We start from the raw sequence: 15,859 nt of genomic DNA on the forward strand, positions 1-15,859 counted from the left end.
CTGCAGAAGGCTGCGATCTTTGCTTTTTCTCGTCCGCCGCACACCCTCGCAGCGTTCCATTGACCTGCCACAGCCCCACGACTAACGGACCATGGATAATGGCCTTGTAGTGGCGTTTAATGCAGTCACAACAATGAAAACGAGCGTGGGGTAACAAAATGACGAGAGATGGATCTCTGGTTGCGGCTGTGCCGGCACCAGTTGTTTTGCCGAAAAATCGCTGGCTGACGCCAACCCTGCAAAGCATCGCCCTGATGCTGTTGCTCGCCGGGATGACCTTCGGCGAATGGCCGTTATACGTGAGCATGCCGCTGGCGGTGCTGATTGTCTGGCTGCCGCGCCTGCGCTCCCGTGCTGTACCCGATGCGGAGCCGGTCGACAGCAGCAACGCGATGTCCGAGCTGACCCGCGACCTTTCCTACACCACCAGCCATAACGCGCTTTCGGCTGCAGGCGTGGCGTTTTCCGTCAAGGAGCTGGCCGGCAAGCTGCAATCGCAACTCGATGCTGCCGCACAGATCGTCGATAACGCCGAAGTGATGATCGTCACCGAACAAGCGACTTCTCAGCTCAGCCACGAAGCGCTGGGCGCCGCCAGCGAGGCCCATCACAGCAGCGCGGCGGGTCGTACCGAGCTGGTCGATTCCATTTCGCGCATGCATCTGCTCAGTCAGCGTGCCAATGCCAGCCGTGAACTGATCGAAGCCTTGAGCGAGCGAAGTGATGACATTCAGCGTGTGACGCTGGTGATTCAGTCCATTGCCAGTCAGACCAATCTTCTGGCGTTGAATGCCGCTATTGAAGCGGCCCGTGCCGGCGAGCATGGCCGAGGGTTTGCGGTGGTGGCGGATGAGGTACGCGGTCTGGCAGCTCGTACAGCAACCGCCACCGGAGAAGTCGGCGAGATGGTCGCCGACATTCAGCAGCGTACTGCGCAGGTGGTGGAGCAGATTCGTCAGCTCTCCGACGATCTGCATACCGGTGTCGAGCAGGTCGAGAACACCGGCCAGCACCTGGAGAATATTGCGCGACTGACGGCCGGGGTTGAAACCCAGGTCGGCGAAATCGCCCGAGGTGCCGAGACCAATCGCGAACAGCTCGACAGCCTGTTCACGGCCATCGAACAGATGCGCAGCGATCTGGCGATCAGTGACCAACAGACACGACGCCTGGCCGAGGCTGCGGTGCAGATGGAAGGACAGGCTGAAGTCATCAGTGAGCGCCTGGCCGAAGTCGGTCTGGATGACTATCACCAGCGTATCTACGATCTGGCGCGTGAAGGGGCTGCCCAGATTGCCGCGCGCTTCGAGGCCGATGTCGAGCAAGGGCGGATCAGCCTTGAAGACTTGTTCGACCGTCAGTATCTGCCGATCCCGAACACCCAGCCCGCCAAGTTCCAGACTCGCTTCGACCGTTACACCGATCAGGTGCTGCCAGCGATTCAGGAACCCTTGCTGCCGCGACACGAAGGTCTGATCTTTGCCATCGCCTGCACGCAGCAGGGGTATGTGCCGACCCACAATCTGGCGTTCAGTCAGCCACTGACTGGCGATGTGCAAACCGATACCATGCACAACCGCACCAAACGCAAGTTTACCGATCGCACCGGCATTCGCTGTGGCAGCCATCAACAACCGGTGCTGTTGCAGACTTACACCCGTGATACGGGCGAGCTGATGCACGATTTATCTGTTCCGATCATGGTCAAGGGACGGCACTGGGGTGGGTTGCGACTGGGCTACAAACCAGAAAGTCCGCGTTGACGCATTGTTGCCGGAACTGCAATTAAGCTGTGCACGGACGCTGCTGTTTCCATTTGATCCAAATCATTAACATGCCTGCATAGTTAGGCAGCTAATGAAAAATCGGAGGACAGCATGCAATGCAGAGTCGATGTCGCTGTGATGATCGGCAGCGGTGTTCCGGCCGGGCTTCGCGCAATGGGACAGAGTGTCTGCTGGGTCGTGCTGCTCAACGGCGAGCGGCGTGGCACAGCGTTCGCCAGTCGCGATGAGGCCGAGGAGTGCAGGGCTGCGTGGCTCGCGCAACTGGGCGCCAAATCCTGTGACAGCCTGCACTGATCGTGATTACTTGCCCCGATGCAGGCGCACGTTCAACTCATCGACCATCACCGCTTCTTCACCATCGGCACGCAACCACTCCTTGAGCAACTGCGCCTGTTGCGGGTTCCAGAAGTCGGCATTGATCAGTTTGGTATCGGCATCGAGCGGGTGAGCTTCGATGAAGTCGTCAATCGCGGTTTCCTCTGAAGGCAGCCCTAACTGATCGAACAGTGTTGTCAGGTTGTAGGTAGGCATTTCCATGGTGTGCTCCTTGAAAGTGGACGATTACTCTCATTATCTGAGGGGCCCACCGGTCAGGAGTTCGATTCGCGATTCCAGTGAACGGGCGAGGGCGCAGGCCGCGTTGTGATCCTCACGGAAACCTCTGACAAGACCCGTCGACTTTTCCCTGATGTGAAAAAAGGCGTTGCCTGCCGGAATCACCTGAAACATGGGGCCCCGGCCGAGTGACACCGATGCTGTGTCAGGGCCAGGACCTTGAGCATTCAGGACAAAGGGTTGTTCGCAAGCCACGGCAAAATGCGTCAAAGTGCACATATGAAGTCCTTTTCATGAGTTGACCCGCATTTACAGACGGTTGCGGGTAGTCGCAAGCAGCGTCGCTGCTCTAGAATCGCCGACACCTGTTGTCGGCATGGCGTTATCTAAAGCAATTTTTTGCGTGCGATATGTCGGAAAAGTGCTTTTCTTGGTGAGCTTTTTCCCTAAAGTTTGTAGTCACCATTCTCTGGCCCGCCTCGCGGCGTTTTCCTTCAACATTTGGAGAACGTCTTTGCAGGTTTCGCAGGTGGCATTGCAGTAGTCTTGCCCGTCTCGCGCCGGATGAGCACTTCGTTCATTCCAATTTTGGGCTTCATCGCGCAACACCATCGGCCGGTCCGTTTTTATTGTCGTGGGCGTTATTCGCAGGCGGCACTCTTTCAAGTGTGGGGATGTTTCTTTGGCAGTCAGTAACCTCGATATGCATGCTTTGTTCGTGCTGGGTGATTTGCGGGCAAAGCTGGTCAAGCAGTTTCAGTCGCGTTTTGTTTACATCACCGAGCAAAACGCCGAAGGCATTTATGTTGCCGAAATCGACACCGAAAGTGCCTTGGTGGTCGATGACAAACCCGGCCTCAAGCTCAAGGTCGGCGATCATTTCAGCGCTTCGGTATTGCCCAGCCGTGAAGGCGGCAAGATGGACATCCGTTTTCGCGAAATCAAAATGACCGTGTACGGTCTGGGCGATTACGCCTTTGTCAGCACGGCCGACGGCCATGCCATCGTGTTCAAGGAAGGCCACAGCGCGGTCACCGTCTTCGCCGCCAATGAGCAATTGCAGGAAGGCCTGACCAAGACCCTCAAGGCCGTGACCGCCAAGGTTGCCAAGTGGCGCAAGGGCGAACTGGTGACCTTCAAGGCCAGCGAGTGACAGGTGTGAGTCGCGCCGATTTCCATTTGCAGAACCTCGACAGCGCTCGCGACGAAGCCCGGCGCCTGTTCGATGCAAAAGCCGGATTGAAAGGCGCCTGGCTCGGCTGGGTCGCCTCGCAGATCTACACTTTGCAGCCTGCCGAATACGCCAGCATGGTCAGACGCGAGCTTCAACGCTTGCAGGAAATGTCTGAAAAGTAGCCTTGTCCGTGGCTTGCCCCTGAAAAAGCAGGAACCTCGTCTACAGTCAGTTGACTGAGTATTCAGAGGCTGGCGGTCTTCTGTCAGGCCTTCCTGCTATTGCTGTGAACAGCACGAGGTGCAAAGCATGAACGGATTTCGACGGTTGCTGGCTGCTGGTCTGGCCACATTCGGTTTGTTGACAGTGGTGCCGGCGGTCAATGCCGCACAGGCGCCGATCCATTTCGCCGACCTGAACTGGGAAAGCGGCAGCCTGATCACCGACGTCCTGCGGATCATCGTCGAGAAAGGCTATGGGCTTCCCACCGACACATTGCCCGGCACGACCATCACTCTGGAAACCGCGCTCGCCAACAATGACATTCAGGTCATCGGTGAGGAGTGGGCCGGACGCAGCCCGGTGTGGGTCAAGGCCGAGGCTGAAGGCAAGGTCGCGAGCCTCGGTGATACGGTAAAAGGCGCCACGGAGGGATGGTGGGTGCCGGAATACGTGATCAAGGGCGATGCCGCCAAAGGCATCAAGCCGCTGGCGCCGGACCTGCGCAGTGTCAGTGATCTGAAGAAATACAAGGATGTGTTCAAGGATCCGGAGAACCCGAAAAAGGGACGGTTCCTCAACAGCCCTATCGGCTGGACATCGGAAGTGGTGAACAAGCAGAAGCTGACGGCCTATGGATTGCAGGACGACTTCACCAATTTCCGCAGTGGCTCCGGTGCTGCGCTGGATGCCGAAATCAGTTCGTCGATCCGCCGGGGTAAACCGGTGCTGTTCTATTACTGGTCGCCGACGCCGCTGCTCGGCAAGTTCAAACTGGTGCAGCTCGAAGAGCCGCCGTTCGATGCCGAAGCCTGGAAGACCCTGACCGACGCCGATAACCCCGATCCGAAGCCGACCCGCTCCCTGGCGTCCAAGCTGTCGATCGGCGTGTCCACACCGTTTCAGAAGCAGTATCCGGAGATCGTTGCGTTTTTCAGCAAGGTCGATTTTCCAATCGATGATCTGAACAAGGCGCTGGCCGAAATGAGTGAGAAGCACACACCGCCAAGGGACGCGGCGCAGGCGTTCATGAAGGCTCATCCGGATGTGTGGCAGGCGTGGCTGCCCAAGGATGTCGCGGACAAGGTTCAAGCGGGCCTGTAGCGCTGTGGCGAGGGAGCGCACTCCCTCGCCGGACAACATCAGAATCGGTTTTGTACGGCCAGTTCCAGGGTACGTGGCGTGCCCAGGTAGTACGCCGGCGACACATGGGCGAACTCGGCATACACCTCGTTCGTCAGGTTGCGCACGCGACCGGTGACGGTGGTATGGGAGTCGACCCTGTAGCTGAGAAAACTGCCGAACAACGTATATGACGGCACGGTCAGGGTGTTGGCATTGTCTGCATACACCGACGCCACATACCGCGCATCGACCCCGCCTTGCCATTGCGGTGAAAAGTCATAGGTCAGCCACAGATTGCCGACCCGGTCGGGGACGTTGGTCGGCGTGTTGCCCTTGCGTGAAACCACCACGCCAGCGGCGTTCTTTTCGTTGAAGTCATCGTACCGGGCGTCGACCCAGGCGAAATTGCCTTCGACCAGCAGCTTGTCGGTGATCCGCAGGGAGTTTGCGATCTCGATGCCCTTCGAAGTTTGCTGACCGACCGGAATGCTGTTGGCAGGGTCCAGCGGATCGGTGACGGCAAAGTCCTTGCGTTTGATGGTGTAGGCGGCCACCGTCGCCGAGCCGCGGCCGTTCAGATAGTCGAACTTGCTGCCGATTTCCCATTGCTTGCCTGTTGAAACATCGAAGTCCTGAGTGCCATTGGGTTGCTCGGCGGCGGTGCTGTATTGCACATAAACGTTGGCTGACGGAATGAACTGATACGTCAGGCCGATACGCCCGGTGACCGGTTCCCAGCTGCGCTTGAGATGACGCGGGTTACTTGCGGTCACCGTGCGATGATTGGTCACATCGAGGTCGATATCGTCATGGCGCAGGCCAGTGAGCAGCGAGAGTTTGTCGGTCAGTGCGAGACGGTTTTCAGCGAATAACGCTCTGGTGGTGACCGCATTGGTCTTGTCGCTGACAAAACCCGGTTTCGTGCCCGGTATGTCGTAGAAGTGCCCTGGGCGGTAGTTGTCCGGATCCACGATGCTCGCACCTTTGACATTGAGCGGGGAGTTGGTCGTCTGGTTGACCTTGTACTCGAAGCCGCCGGACCAGGTGGTATCCAGGCCGAACAACGTGTTGTCGTGGCGCAGTTCGAACTGATTGCCATCCTGCTCACCCTGATGCCTGACCTGATAGGCGGTGGAGCGGTTCACGGCGCTGTTGTCGGCGTTGTACTGGTAGGTTTCGAGGTTGCGGTAATCGCGCTGGCTGTCGAGGTGATAAAGCGTGTTGCGCAGGGTGGTGCTGTCGTTGATCCGGTAATCGATGATCGAGCGCACCCAGATTGTGCGCTGCTCATAGCGACCGTCCTCGACGTTGTAGTTGTTAAAGCGGTGGTGGCGGTCGATTTTCAATTCTCCAGCCTTGGGATTGAGCACCGGGGTGCCCCAGTACGGGCTGTCTTCGTGTTCGTCCTGATATTCCAGGGCCAGGGTATGCGAGAGGTTCGGCGTCAGGTCGCTGAGCAACGAGAACGCCATGCTCCAGGCATCGCGTTCCTGGCGGTCGATGTAGCCGTTGCTGGTGTTGTGGCTGATGTCGAAGCGTGCGTAATGCTGCACGTCGGCGCCGGGCTGGCTCAGGGCGTGATTGAGGCCGAAAGCGGTTTCAGTGGTGTCGTAGGTGCCGTAGCTGACCCGGCCTTCGGCGGCCTGCTCGTCGCGGGTGGCCAGTTTGGTTACGTAGTTCAGCGAACCGCCGACCGAGCCTGCGCCGTTGATCAGCGAGGACGGGCCACCGACCAGTTCCACCCGATCATAAATCCACGAGTCCACGGGTCGTGCCAGCCCGCCGGAGACGTTGACGCCATTGAACATCTGGGTGATCTGGCTGCTGGTGAAACCCCGATAGGACACGAAACCACCGAAGCCCGGCGGCGCGCTGGCGTTGACACCGGGCAGGGTGTTCGCAGCGTCCTGGAAGTTCTGCGCGCCGTGGCGCTCGATGTCATTGCGGTTGGCGATGGCCACCGAGGCCGGGGTGTCGCGTACGCTCAGGCCGAGACGCGAAGCCATGCCGCTGGACTGGTCGAGGCTCAGGCCCGGCTCGGCAGCGGACTCGCCGTCAATGGTGATTGGTGCCAGATCCACCGCGGATTGCGCCCAGGCGTTGACGGACAGGCAGCCGCACAGGCTCGCCAGCAAGGTAAGTTGTTTCATCGTTTGAATCCTGAATGCTTGTCTGGGCGTCAGCGCACAGGCGAACGCAGCGCGTTGGCGCAGTGAGCTGACAAATCAAAAAGGCAAAGACACTCAGGCGAGCGGCGGGGCGCGAGGATTGGCCGAAGGCCAGATGAAGCGGGCAGGGAGGTCGGGGCTGACGATGGCCGGCAGCGGCGGACTGTGTTGTTCCGGCAGGATCGCCAGCGTCAGGCTGGAGTTGAACGCCGGGCCCATGCCGCCGGTGGAGCACAGAGGACAGCCGAAAGCCTTGGCCAGGGTTGGCAGTTTTTCTTCGGAAGGACTGGAAGTCAGAGGCGCCCGGGTGCCCGGATCGATGGTACAGAACTGGCCGCCGATACCGTTGAGCTGCATGCCGACCATTTGCCCGTGACCGATGCTGCAGGCGAACACGTTGAACAGGACGCAGCAATAGAGCATCCAGGCCAGCAGTGAGCGATCGGAACGGGGGAGTTTCATGGGGCGGCACTTTACCGCACCGCCGACCGGTCGTGCACATGGAAAAATGCCGACTAGGATGTTTTGTTCAAATCCCTGGAAAGGATTCTCGACCATGACCTTTGTGTTGGCTCAATGGCTGGTGACGATATTTGCGGCGATCAGCCTGATGCATGTGTATTGGGCGATGGGTGGACAGTGGGCGACCGTGGCGGTGATACCGCAGGTTCCGGTGGAAAACGGCGGACAGACCCTCAGGCCGGCGTTCAAACCATCAGGCTGGATCACGCTGGTGGTAGCGGTGGCCCTGTTGCTGATTGCCGCACTGGTGTGCATGAGAGTGGGCTGGTGGTTTTCGCCAGTGCATCACTGGGCGTTGCAGTGGGTTATCAGCGCAATTGCGCTGCTGATGTTCGCGAGGGCGATCGGCGATTCGGAACTGGTGGGTTTTTTCAAGGAAGTGAAGGGGTCGCGATTTGCCCGGCTCGACACCTGGGTCTACTCGCCATTGTGTCTGATATTGGGAGCCGGGCTGTTGGCTGTCGCCTGGATCTAGCTGCCGCTCTCGGTGCGTCGGCTGCTGACTTCGGCCGGCACATTATCCCCGGCCATGCGTTTGCGGAACAGCGCCGCCCGGGCCAGCAGCAGGGTGGTCACCGGCACTGTGATCGACAGCAGGATCGGGATCAGCCAGGCGTGCAGCACAGGTCCGGACTTGAGCGCGGAAAAACAGATGATCGACGCCAGGGCCACGCACCACGCGCCGAGAGTCGAGGCCAGTGCCGGCGGATGCATGCGCTGGAAGTAGTCCTTCATGCGCACCAGCCCGATTGCACCGATCAGGGCAAACAGGCCGCTGAGCACCAGCAGGATCGCCACCGGGATTTCCACCCACAGAGACAATTGAGCGTTCATTCGATCACCTCGCCACGCAGCAGGAATTTCGCCAGGGCAAACGAGCCGACGAAACCGAACAGCGCGATCAGAAGCGCCGCTTCGAAATAGGTATCGCTGGAGTAGCGAATTCCCAGGGTCAGCATCATCAGCATGGCGACGATGTACAGGTAGTCCAGCGCCAGTACCCGATCCTGCGCCGATGGCCCTTTGAACAGGCGAATCAGCGTGAACACCATCGCCAGGGAAAACAGGAAAAGCGTCAGCACAATGGCATTCGACAGCAGCGGGCTCATTCGAAAATCTCCATCAACGGTCGCTCGTACGTGATCTTGAAGTGCTGGATGAATTGCGCCTCGTCATCCAGATCCCAGACGTGCATCAGCAGAATGCTGCGATCCAGCGCCAGTTCCGACCACACTGTGCCGGGCACGACCGTGCAGACCATCGACAACGCCGCCAGACCATGGGCATCGCGCAGATCCAGCGGCACCTTGATGAAACGCGAGCGAGGCTGACGACGACCGGCGTTGAGAACGCCCCAGGCCACCGCCAGATTGGAAACCACCACGTCACGCCCGACCATCAGGATCAGGCGCAGAATCACGCCTGGACGGCGGATGTGAATACGTTGCGGACGCAGTTTGCGCATCATCAGCGGCGCGCAGAAACCCAATGCCGCCCCCAGCAGCAGGTTGCCGGGGCTGATCGACAGGTTCAACACCAGCCACAGCAACCACAATGCAAGCGACAGCCACGGAGCTGGAAACAGGCGCTTCATGGTTGCACCTCCAGCAGCGCAGCCTTGGCTTCGGGGCCCGGAACGGCGCGAGTGCCGAGCACCGCCATTACGTATTGCTGCGGATTGTTCAATGCGTCTGCTGCGGCCTGGGTGTAACGCAGCAGCGGTTCAGCCTTGAAGGTCAGGGCGATGCTCAGGCCGAGCAGCAGGAAAATCGGCGTGCACTCGAGCTTGCGCAGCACCGGTGACGGACGCTCTTCCGGTGACCAGAAGCGCTGGATGCCCAGTCGCGAGAAGGCCATCAACGAGCCGAGGCCGGTGAGGATCAGCAGTGCCAGCAAGCCCCAGGCCGCCATGGAGATCGGCTCTCCGGCACCCAGACCCAGCGGGTTGAGCAGGGCGCCGATCAGGCTCAGCTTGCCGATGAATCCCGACAATGGCGGCATGCCGACGATCAGCAGCGCACAGGCGATGAAGCTCAGACCGAGGAACGCCATGGTCCACGGAATCACCTGACCGACCACGGCTTTCTGGTCATCGTCGAGGTTGATGCCCTTGACTGGTGGCAGCCATTGTTGCGGACGCGGAAGCAGCTCGTTTTCGTCCTCCAGTGGTACTTCGATGGCGGTTCGCGAACGTTCGATCAGTTCCGCCAGCAAAAACAGTGCGCTCAGCGCCAGGGTCGAGCTGACCAGATAGAACAGCGCTGCGCCAATGAGGTTCGGCTGGGCGAAGCCCACTGCCGATAACAGAATCCCCGCCGACACCAGAATGCTCAGGCTGGCCATGCGTTCCAGGCGTTGCGCGGCGATGATCGCCACGCCGGCGCAGAGCATGGTCGCCATGCCGCCGTAGATCAGCCAGTCACCGCCGAAGTAGGCCGAAGCACCGGCCTGCCCGGAGAACAGCAGCGTCCACAGGCGCAGCAAGGTGTAGACGCCAACCTTGGTCATGATCGCGAACATCGCCGCCACTGGCGCGCTGGCCGAGGAATAGGCCGGTACCAGCCAGAAGTTCAGTGGCCACATTCCGGCCTTGGCCAGGAATGCCACCGCCAGGATGGCCGCGCCTGCATGCAGCAGGCCTCGGTCGGCTTCCGGCACCAACGGAATTTTCATGGCCAGGTCGGCCATGTTCAACGTGCCGGTGACGCCGTAGATCAATGCCGCGCCGATCAGGAACAGCGACGACGCCAGCAGGTTGATCGAAATGTAATGCAGCCCCGACGACACCCGCGCCCGGCCCGAGCCGTGGAGCAGCAAACCGTAGGACGCCGCGAGCAGCACTTCGAAGAACACGAACAGGTTGAACAGGTCCGCCGTCAGGAACGCGCCGTAAAGGCCCATCAACTGAATCTGGAACAGCGCATGGAAGCTTGAGCCTGCGCCATCCCAGCGGGCCATGGCGAACAGCAGGGCGCTGACGCCGATGATGCCGGTCAGCACCAGCATCAACGCCGACAGCCGATCGACCACCAGCACGATGCCGAATGGCACTTGCCAGTTGCCCGGCAGGTAGACGCCGATGGAGCCGGGCACGCCGGTGGTCTGGGTCCATTGCAGCAACAGCAGGGAAATCACCAGCCCCAGCAGGCTGGAAAACAGGTTGATCTTTGCCTTCAGCGGACGGTGTTTTTCGCCGAGCATCAACATGATGGCAGCCGTCAGCAGCGGCAGCAGGATCGGCGCAGCGATCAGGTGCGTCATCGCCGTCATTCCCTGGGCTCCCGGCCGTCCACATGGTCGGTGCCGGTCAGGCCCCGTGAAGCGAGCAGTACCACCAGAAACAGTGCGGTCATGGCGAAGCTGATGACGATCGCCGTCAAAACCAGCGCCTGAGGCAGCGGGTCGGTGTAATTGAGCAGGTCCTGCGGCACACCGTCCTTGATGATCGGCTCCTTGCCGATGAACAGGCTGCCCATGCTGAAGATGAACAGGTTGACGCCATAGGACAGCAGGCACAGGCCCATGACCACCTGGAACGTCCGTGGCCGCAGGATCAGCCAGACGCCGGAGGCGGCGAGCACGCCGATGGCGATTGCGATGACTTCTTCCATCAGACGGCTCCTTTGATGGCAGCGGTTTTGTGGCCCCGGACCGATTGGTGGGCGAGGGCGGTGAGGATCAACAGCGTCGACCCGACCACCACTGCGTATACGCCAATGTCGAAGAACAGCGCACTGGCGATATGAATGTCACCCAGTATCGGCACGTTGAAATGCCAGGTGTGCGTGGTGAGGAACGGGTAACCCGCCAACATCGCGCCGAGACCGGTGACCGTGGCGAACAGCAACCCGGTGCCCATCCAGCGCAGCGGTCGCAGACTCATTTGCGCCTCGACCCACTGGGTGCCGGCGACCATGTATTGCAGGATGAACGCCACCGACATCACCAGACCGGCGACAAACCCGCCGCCCGGCTGGTTGTGTCCGCGCATGAACAGATAGAACGACACCACCAGCGCTATCGGCAGCAGCAGGCGCACCAGCACCGCCGGGACCATCATGAAACCAAGAGCGGTGTCGCTGGCCGAACGCGGGTTGACCAGATCGGTCACCACGTCCGGCGCCAGCAAGCGTTGCTGGGCGGGCAGTTGCAGGCTTTCTTTCGGCGGACGGAAGCGGCGCAACAGGGCGAACACGGTCAGCGCCACGGCTACCAGTACGGTGATCTCGCCGAGGGTGTCGAAACCACGGAAGTCCACCAGCATCACGTTGACCACGTTGCTGCCGCCGCCTTCAGGCAAGGCGCGACTCAGATAGAACGAAGAAATGTCGTTCGGGGTCTGTCGGGTCAGCATCGCGTAGGACAGCAGCGCCATGCCACCGCCGACGGCAATCGACAGCAACAGGTCGCGCAGACGCCGCACTCGCGCCTTGCGCAGACTGCTCGGCAATGGCGAAACCTCTTCGATGCGTCGTGGCAGCCAGCGCAGTCCGAGCAGGATCAGCACCGTAGTCACCACTTCGACCACCAGTTGCGTCAGGGCCAGATCCGGTGCCGAGAACCAGACGAAGCTCACGCAGGTCATCAGTCCGCAGACACTGACCATGGTCAGGGCGGCGAGACGGTGATATTTGGCCTGCCATGCGGCGCCGAGGGCGCAGGCGATAGCCAGCAGCCACAGGGTCACGAACACGATGGAGCCGGGGATTTTCGGCCGGTCGCCCCAGCTCAGGCTGCTGTGCAGCATCGGGATCAACCCGGCGAGCACCGCCGCCAGGACCATCAGGAACAGCTGGGTTTGCAGGCGCCTGGTGCCGATCCGCCGCTCCAATCGCCGAGCCAGACGCATCATCGCGACGAGGCTGCGCTCGAACAGGCGCTTGCCGTTGAAGCGGCCCACCAGCGGCGGGAACTTGAAACGGCCACGCTTGAGCTGATTGCGCAGCAGCAGATAGACCACGATGCCGCCGGACATGGCAATCAGGCTCATGATCATCGGGGCGTTGAGGCCGTGCCAGATCGCCAGGCTGTATTGCGGAAGTACGCCGCCGACTACCGGCAGTGCAGCCGCCGCCAACAACGGGCCGACGATCTGGGCCGGGAAAATTCCGACCAGCAGGCAGGTGAACACCAGCAGTTCAACCGGTGCGCGCATCCAGCGTGGCGGTTCGTGCGGGGTGTGAGGCAGGTCGGTGGCGGTGGGGCCGAAGAACACGTCGACGGTAAAGCGCAGCGAGTAGGCAACGCTGAACGTGCCGGCGATGGTCGCCACGATCGGCAGGGTTGCTTCAACCCACGCAGTGGCGTTGATGAACACGGTTTCGGCGAAGAACATCTCTTTCGACAGGAAACCATTGAGCAACGGCACGCCGGCCATGGAGGCGCTGGCCACCATCGCCAGAGTGGCGGTGAACGGGATCAGTTTGAACAGGCCGTTGAGCTTGCGGATGTCGCGGGTGCCACTTTCGTGGTCGATGATCCCGGCGGCCATGAACAGCGAAGCCTTGAAGGTCGCGTGGTTGAGAATGTGGAACACCGCGGCGACGGCGGCCAGCGGGCTGTTCAGACCCAGCAGGAGCGTGATCAGGCCGAGGTGGCTGATGGTCGAGTAGGCCAGCAGGCCCTTGAGATCGTTCTGGAACATTGCGCAGTACGCGCCGAGCAACAGAGTGGCGGCACCGGCGCCGCTGACGATGTAAAACCATTCTTCACTGCCGGACAGCGAAGGCCACAACCGGGCGAGCAGGAACACCCCGGCCTTGACCATGGTCGCCGAGTGCAGGTAAGCCGAAACCGGTGTCGGTGCCGCCATGGCGTGAGGCAGCCAGAAGTGGAAGGGAAACTGCGCACTTTTGCTGAGTGCGCCAATGAGAATGAGGGGAAGCAGGATGGGGTAGAGGGCATGTGCACGAATCAGATCACCGGCGGCCAGGACCTTGTCCAGGTCATAGCTGCCGACGACATGGCCGAGGATCATGACCCCCGCCAGCAGACACAACCCTCCCGCACCGGTGACCATCAGCGCCATGTAGGCGCCGCGTCGGGCGTCGTGGCGGTGATGCCAGTAGCCGATCAACAGGAACGAAAAAAGGCTGGTCAGCTCCCAGAAGAACACGATCTGGATCAGGTTGCCGGAAATCACCAGCCCGAGCATGGCGCCCATGAACGCCAGAAAGAACGCGAAGAAACGCGGCACCGGATCGTCCGGCGACATGTAATAACGGGCATACAAGGAAACGAGGGTGCCGATGCCCAGCACCAGCATCGAGAAGAGCCAGGCGAAACCGTCCATGCGCAGGACGAAGTTCAGTCCGAGGCTGGGCAGCCAGTTGAACTCTTCGCGAATCACGCCGCCATGGGCGATTTGCGGGTACAGCATGGCGACAGCAACGGTTCCGATCAAGGCGACCAGACCTGCCAACAGGGATTCGGCGTTACGTGCGTTGTGTGGCAGCACCGCGGCCACACAGCTGCCCAGAAAAGGCAGAAGCAGTAGAACTATCAGGGACATAGGCTTCTAATCTGCGGAAGTTTGTGAAGCATCATACGTGCCAGCTCCCGGATCGCCAAACGCGAGGATGTCTCTGAATCCTACAAAATAGACGCAAAATCCTCGTTCAGCCTTCTGTCTCGCGCTCGAATGCTTCTGTGACCGGTTGTGTTTCTTTGCCCTTGGTCTTCAGCTCACTGACAATCACCGCCGCCACGATCAGCCCCGCACCGACCAGGGCAATCGCTGGCAGGCGCTCGCCGGCAATTCTGCCGGCGATCCCGGCCCATACGGGTTCGCCGGCGTAGATCAGGGTCGCGCGGGTGGGTGAAACGCTTTTCTGCGCCCAATTCATGGCGACCTGAATCGCCGCGCTCATAGCGCCCAGCCCCAAAGCGGTGGTCACCAGCAGCCACGAAAAGTCCGGGATCGCCTCACCGGTCGGTACCACCATCAAAAATGCCAACGCTGAAGTTGTCGCCAGTTGCACCACCGTCACCCGGCGCACATCGACCTGGCCCGCATAGGTGCTGATCAGGATGATCTCCGCCGCGATGGCGATGGCGCTGATCAGTGTGGCGATTTCACCGGGACTGAAGTTCAACGAAGCGCCAGAGGGCCCCGACAGCAGCATCAGTCCGGTAAACGCCAGCATGATGCCGATGCTCGGCATCAAGCCGGGACGCCGGCCCAGCACCAGCCATTGCAACAGCGGCACGAATGGCACATACAGCGCCGTGATGAACGCCGACTGACTGCTCGGAATAGTCTGCAAGCCTACGGTCTGCAAGCCATAACCGAGCAGGATGGCCACGCCGATGAAGGCACCCGCCTTGAATTCGAACAGGGTCAGCTCGCGCAAGTGTTTCCAGGAAAACAACGCCACGATGCTCGCCGCTGCGGCAAAGCGCAGGCCGACAAAAAACATCGGGCCACTGACGGTCATGGCGTGCTGCACCAGCAGAAAGGTGCCGCCCCAGAGCATGGTGATCAGCACGAGCACGCACTCGGCCTTGCTGAACCGGGAAAACCGCAGGGACGTTTGAGAGGGACTGGCTGACGTCATGATCTTGCACACTTTTGAAGAGGGGACGCACAATGCGCCAAATGTTGCGCAGTATACTGCCCAACCTCAGCCAGTGAGCAATATAGTGCACAAAGATTCCGTTCAACGGGCCTCGGTCCTGCAACACGTCAGCCAGAACGTCCGACGCTTGCGCCACGCGACCGACATGAGCCAGACGACTCTCGCGGAAAAGTCCGGGGTCAGTCGGCGCATGCTGGTGGCCATCGAAGCCGGCGAAAAAAACGTCAGCCTGACCACGCTTGACCGGGTGGCCGAAGCCCTCGACGTGGCCTTCAGCGATCTCATCCAGGCCCCGGACAACCGTGATCCGGGTCGTATCAACGAACTGGCCTGGGCCGGCAGCATTCCCGGCAGCAAAGCGGTTCTGCTGTCCAAGGCCAGCGCCACCCGCGCAGTGGAGCAGTGGGAATGGTGCCTGCAACCGGGCGAGGTCTATCCTTCCCAACCGGACGCCGACGGCTGGAGCGAGCAGATTTTCGTGTTCGAGGGTTGCCTGACCCTGATGCTTGGCGACCAGCCGCAGCACATCGCCGCCGGGGAGTTTTTCATGTTCGCCAGCAATCAGCCGCACACCTATCGCAACGATGGGGACGTTGCGGCGCGTTTCGTGCGTAATGTGGTGATCTGACTGTTGCAGGGTCGACAGCGGGTAAACAGTTTGTACTGTTCTGTGTGCGGGATATTTTAAGTTTGCTTGTCAAATTGTTGATAAATAACGAAAAACTATTCAGG

General features: G+C 60.5%; 18 protein-coding genes. 7 read left to right on the forward strand and 11 right to left on the reverse strand.

Annotated features, from left to right (window positions below; translation table 11 throughout):
• The first annotated feature begins 539 nt into the window (after positions 1–539).
• Together BBF94_RS14865 and BBF94_RS14870 are read left to right on the forward strand one after the other, a co-directional pair.
• On the forward strand, positions 540–1,763 hold the full coding sequence (locus BBF94_RS14865) for a methyl-accepting chemotaxis protein (RefSeq protein WP_404820945.1): 1,224 nt from the start codon (positions 540–542) through the stop codon (positions 1,761–1,763).
• Positions 1,764–1,877: 114 nt separating this feature from the next.
• Positions 1,878–2,081 carry a hypothetical protein gene (locus BBF94_RS14870; protein WP_065259748.1) on the forward strand — a complete coding sequence of 68 codons (204 nt, stop codon included), beginning with the start codon at positions 1,878–1,880 and terminating at the stop codon, positions 2,079–2,081.
• A 6-nt stretch (positions 2,082–2,087) separates the two neighbouring features.
• Here the strand turns inward: BBF94_RS14870 and BBF94_RS14875 are convergent, their stop codons facing one another.
• Positions 2,088–2,324, reverse strand: a complete 237-nt coding sequence (locus tag BBF94_RS14875; protein WP_065259749.1) for a DUF2789 family protein — start codon at positions 2,322–2,324, stop codon at positions 2,088–2,090.
• Positions 2,325–2,357: 33 nt separating this feature from the next.
• Positions 2,358–2,621, reverse strand: coding sequence for a hypothetical protein (locus BBF94_RS28175; protein ID WP_141676583.1), 264 nt, complete (start codon positions 2,619–2,621; stop codon positions 2,358–2,360).
• 424 nt (positions 2,622–3,045) lie between these two features.
• On the opposite strand from BBF94_RS28175, the gene BBF94_RS14880 reads away from it, so the two are divergent.
• From BBF94_RS14880 to BBF94_RS14890, 3 genes are all read left to right on the forward strand, one after another.
• Entirely contained in the window at positions 3,046–3,495 is a 450-nt protein-coding gene (locus BBF94_RS14880) for a hypothetical protein (protein WP_065259750.1), read from the forward strand.
• Positions 3,496–3,500: 5 nt separating this feature from the next.
• Positions 3,501–3,698, forward strand: coding sequence for a hypothetical protein (locus BBF94_RS14885; protein WP_065259751.1), 198 nt, complete (start codon positions 3,501–3,503; stop codon positions 3,696–3,698).
• Positions 3,699–3,825: 127 nt separating this feature from the next.
• A complete protein-coding gene (locus BBF94_RS14890; protein ID WP_065259752.1) occupies positions 3,826–4,839 on the forward strand; it encodes an ABC transporter substrate-binding protein in 1,014 nt (337 codons plus the stop codon).
• A gap of 38 nt (positions 4,840–4,877) precedes the next feature.
• Here the strand turns inward: BBF94_RS14890 and BBF94_RS14895 are convergent, their stop codons facing one another.
• Together BBF94_RS14895 and BBF94_RS14900 are read right to left on the reverse strand one after the other, a co-directional pair.
• Positions 4,878–7,010 (reverse strand): TonB-dependent receptor, encoded by a 2,133-nt coding sequence (locus tag BBF94_RS14895; protein ID WP_065259753.1) that lies wholly within the window; start codon positions 7,008–7,010, stop codon positions 4,878–4,880.
• 93 nt (positions 7,011–7,103) lie between these two features.
• Positions 7,104–7,490, reverse strand: a complete 387-nt coding sequence (locus BBF94_RS14900; protein ID WP_065259754.1) for a DUF2946 domain-containing protein — start codon at positions 7,488–7,490, stop codon at positions 7,104–7,106.
• A 94-nt stretch (positions 7,491–7,584) separates the two neighbouring features.
• On the opposite strand from BBF94_RS14900, the gene BBF94_RS14905 reads away from it, so the two are divergent.
• Positions 7,585–8,025, forward strand: coding sequence for a DUF3995 domain-containing protein (locus BBF94_RS14905; protein ID WP_065259755.1), 441 nt, complete (start codon positions 7,585–7,587; stop codon positions 8,023–8,025).
• On the opposite strand, the gene BBF94_RS14910 is transcribed toward BBF94_RS14905, so the two are convergent.
• The 7 genes from BBF94_RS14910 to BBF94_RS14940 all read right to left on the reverse strand — a co-directional run bounded on the left by BBF94_RS14910 (position 8,022) and on the right by BBF94_RS14940 (position 15,106).
• Positions 8,022–8,384 carry a Na+/H+ antiporter subunit G gene (locus BBF94_RS14910; protein ID WP_065259756.1) on the reverse strand — a complete coding sequence of 121 codons (363 nt, stop codon included), beginning with the start codon at positions 8,382–8,384 and terminating at the stop codon, positions 8,022–8,024. The genes BBF94_RS14905 and BBF94_RS14910 overlap by 4 nt on opposite strands.
• Positions 8,381–8,659, reverse strand: a complete 279-nt coding sequence (locus BBF94_RS14915; protein ID WP_065259757.1) for a K+/H+ antiporter subunit F — start codon at positions 8,657–8,659, stop codon at positions 8,381–8,383. Before BBF94_RS14915 ends, BBF94_RS14910 begins: the two co-directional genes overlap by 4 nt.
• Positions 8,656–9,144: a Na+/H+ antiporter subunit E gene (locus tag BBF94_RS14920; protein WP_065259758.1), complete on the reverse strand. Its 489-nt coding sequence runs from the start codon at positions 9,142–9,144 to the stop codon at positions 8,656–8,658. The genes BBF94_RS14915 and BBF94_RS14920 overlap by 4 nt, the downstream gene beginning before the upstream one ends.
• Entirely contained in the window at positions 9,141–10,820 is a 1,680-nt protein-coding gene (locus BBF94_RS14925; protein ID WP_065259759.1) for a monovalent cation/H+ antiporter subunit D, read from the reverse strand. The genes BBF94_RS14920 and BBF94_RS14925 overlap by 4 nt, the downstream gene beginning before the upstream one ends.
• On the reverse strand, positions 10,817–11,161 hold the full coding sequence (locus BBF94_RS14930) for a Na+/H+ antiporter subunit C (protein ID WP_057007546.1): 345 nt from the start codon (positions 11,159–11,161) through the stop codon (positions 10,817–10,819). Before BBF94_RS14930 ends, BBF94_RS14925 begins: the two co-directional genes overlap by 4 nt.
• Positions 11,161–14,061, reverse strand: coding sequence for a monovalent cation/H+ antiporter subunit A (locus BBF94_RS14935; protein WP_065259760.1), 2,901 nt, complete (start codon positions 14,059–14,061; stop codon positions 11,161–11,163). Before BBF94_RS14935 ends, BBF94_RS14930 begins: the two co-directional genes overlap by 1 nt.
• 106 nt (positions 14,062–14,167) lie before the next feature.
• Entirely contained in the window at positions 14,168–15,106 is a 939-nt protein-coding gene (locus tag BBF94_RS14940; protein ID WP_065259761.1) for a DMT family transporter, read from the reverse strand.
• A gap of 85 nt (positions 15,107–15,191) precedes the next feature.
• Between BBF94_RS14940 and BBF94_RS14945 the strand changes: the two genes are divergently transcribed.
• On the forward strand, positions 15,192–15,755 hold the full coding sequence (locus BBF94_RS14945) for a helix-turn-helix domain-containing protein (RefSeq protein ID WP_065259762.1): 564 nt from the start codon (positions 15,192–15,194) through the stop codon (positions 15,753–15,755).
• The last annotated feature ends 104 nt before the right edge of the window (positions 15,756–15,859 follow it).

It is taken from the genome of Pseudomonas bananamidigenes (assembly GCF_001679645.1).
Classification (GTDB): Bacteria; Pseudomonadota; Gammaproteobacteria; order Pseudomonadales; family Pseudomonadaceae; genus Aquipseudomonas; species Aquipseudomonas bananamidigenes.

What these genes read in the sequence shown, in the direction of transcription:
- BBF94_RS14925 (WP_065259759.1), bottom strand. Translation starts at nt 10,820, where the DNA reads ATGACGGCGATGACGCACCTGATCGCTGCGCCGATCCTGCTGCCGCTG.
- BBF94_RS14940 (WP_065259761.1), bottom strand. Translation starts at nt 15,106, where the DNA reads ATGACGTCAGCCAGTCCCTCTCAAACGTCCCTGCGGTTTTCCCGGTTC.
- BBF94_RS14895 (WP_065259753.1), bottom strand. Translation starts at nt 7,010, where the DNA reads ATGAAACAACTTACCTTGCTGGCGAGCCTGTGCGGCTGCCTGTCCGTC.
- BBF94_RS14915 (WP_065259757.1), bottom strand. Translation starts at nt 8,659, where the DNA reads ATGAGCCCGCTGCTGTCGAATGCCATTGTGCTGACGCTTTTCCTGTTT.
- BBF94_RS14900 (WP_065259754.1), bottom strand. Translation starts at nt 7,490, where the DNA reads ATGAAACTCCCCCGTTCCGATCGCTCACTGCTGGCCTGGATGCTCTAT.
- BBF94_RS14910 (WP_065259756.1), bottom strand. Translation starts at nt 8,384, where the DNA reads ATGAACGCTCAATTGTCTCTGTGGGTGGAAATCCCGGTGGCGATCCTG.
- BBF94_RS14880 (WP_065259750.1), top strand. Translation starts at nt 3,046, where the DNA reads ATGCATGCTTTGTTCGTGCTGGGTGATTTGCGGGCAAAGCTGGTCAAG.
- BBF94_RS14890 (WP_065259752.1), top strand. Translation starts at nt 3,826, where the DNA reads ATGAACGGATTTCGACGGTTGCTGGCTGCTGGTCTGGCCACATTCGGT.
- BBF94_RS14870 (WP_065259748.1), top strand. Translation starts at nt 1,878, where the DNA reads ATGCAATGCAGAGTCGATGTCGCTGTGATGATCGGCAGCGGTGTTCCG.
- BBF94_RS14875 (WP_065259749.1), bottom strand. Translation starts at nt 2,324, where the DNA reads ATGGAAATGCCTACCTACAACCTGACAACACTGTTCGATCAGTTAGGG.
- BBF94_RS14920 (WP_065259758.1), bottom strand. Translation starts at nt 9,144, where the DNA reads ATGAAGCGCCTGTTTCCAGCTCCGTGGCTGTCGCTTGCATTGTGGTTG.
- BBF94_RS14905 (WP_065259755.1), top strand. Translation starts at nt 7,585, where the DNA reads ATGACCTTTGTGTTGGCTCAATGGCTGGTGACGATATTTGCGGCGATC.
- BBF94_RS14935 (WP_065259760.1), bottom strand. Translation starts at nt 14,061, where the DNA reads ATGTCCCTGATAGTTCTACTGCTTCTGCCTTTTCTGGGCAGCTGTGTG.
- BBF94_RS14865 (WP_404820945.1), top strand. Translation starts at nt 540, where the DNA reads ATGATCGTCACCGAACAAGCGACTTCTCAGCTCAGCCACGAAGCGCTG.
- BBF94_RS28175 (WP_141676583.1), bottom strand. Translation starts at nt 2,621, where the DNA reads ATGTGCACTTTGACGCATTTTGCCGTGGCTTGCGAACAACCCTTTGTC.
- BBF94_RS14930 (WP_057007546.1), bottom strand. Translation starts at nt 11,161, where the DNA reads ATGGAAGAAGTCATCGCAATCGCCATCGGCGTGCTCGCCGCCTCCGGC.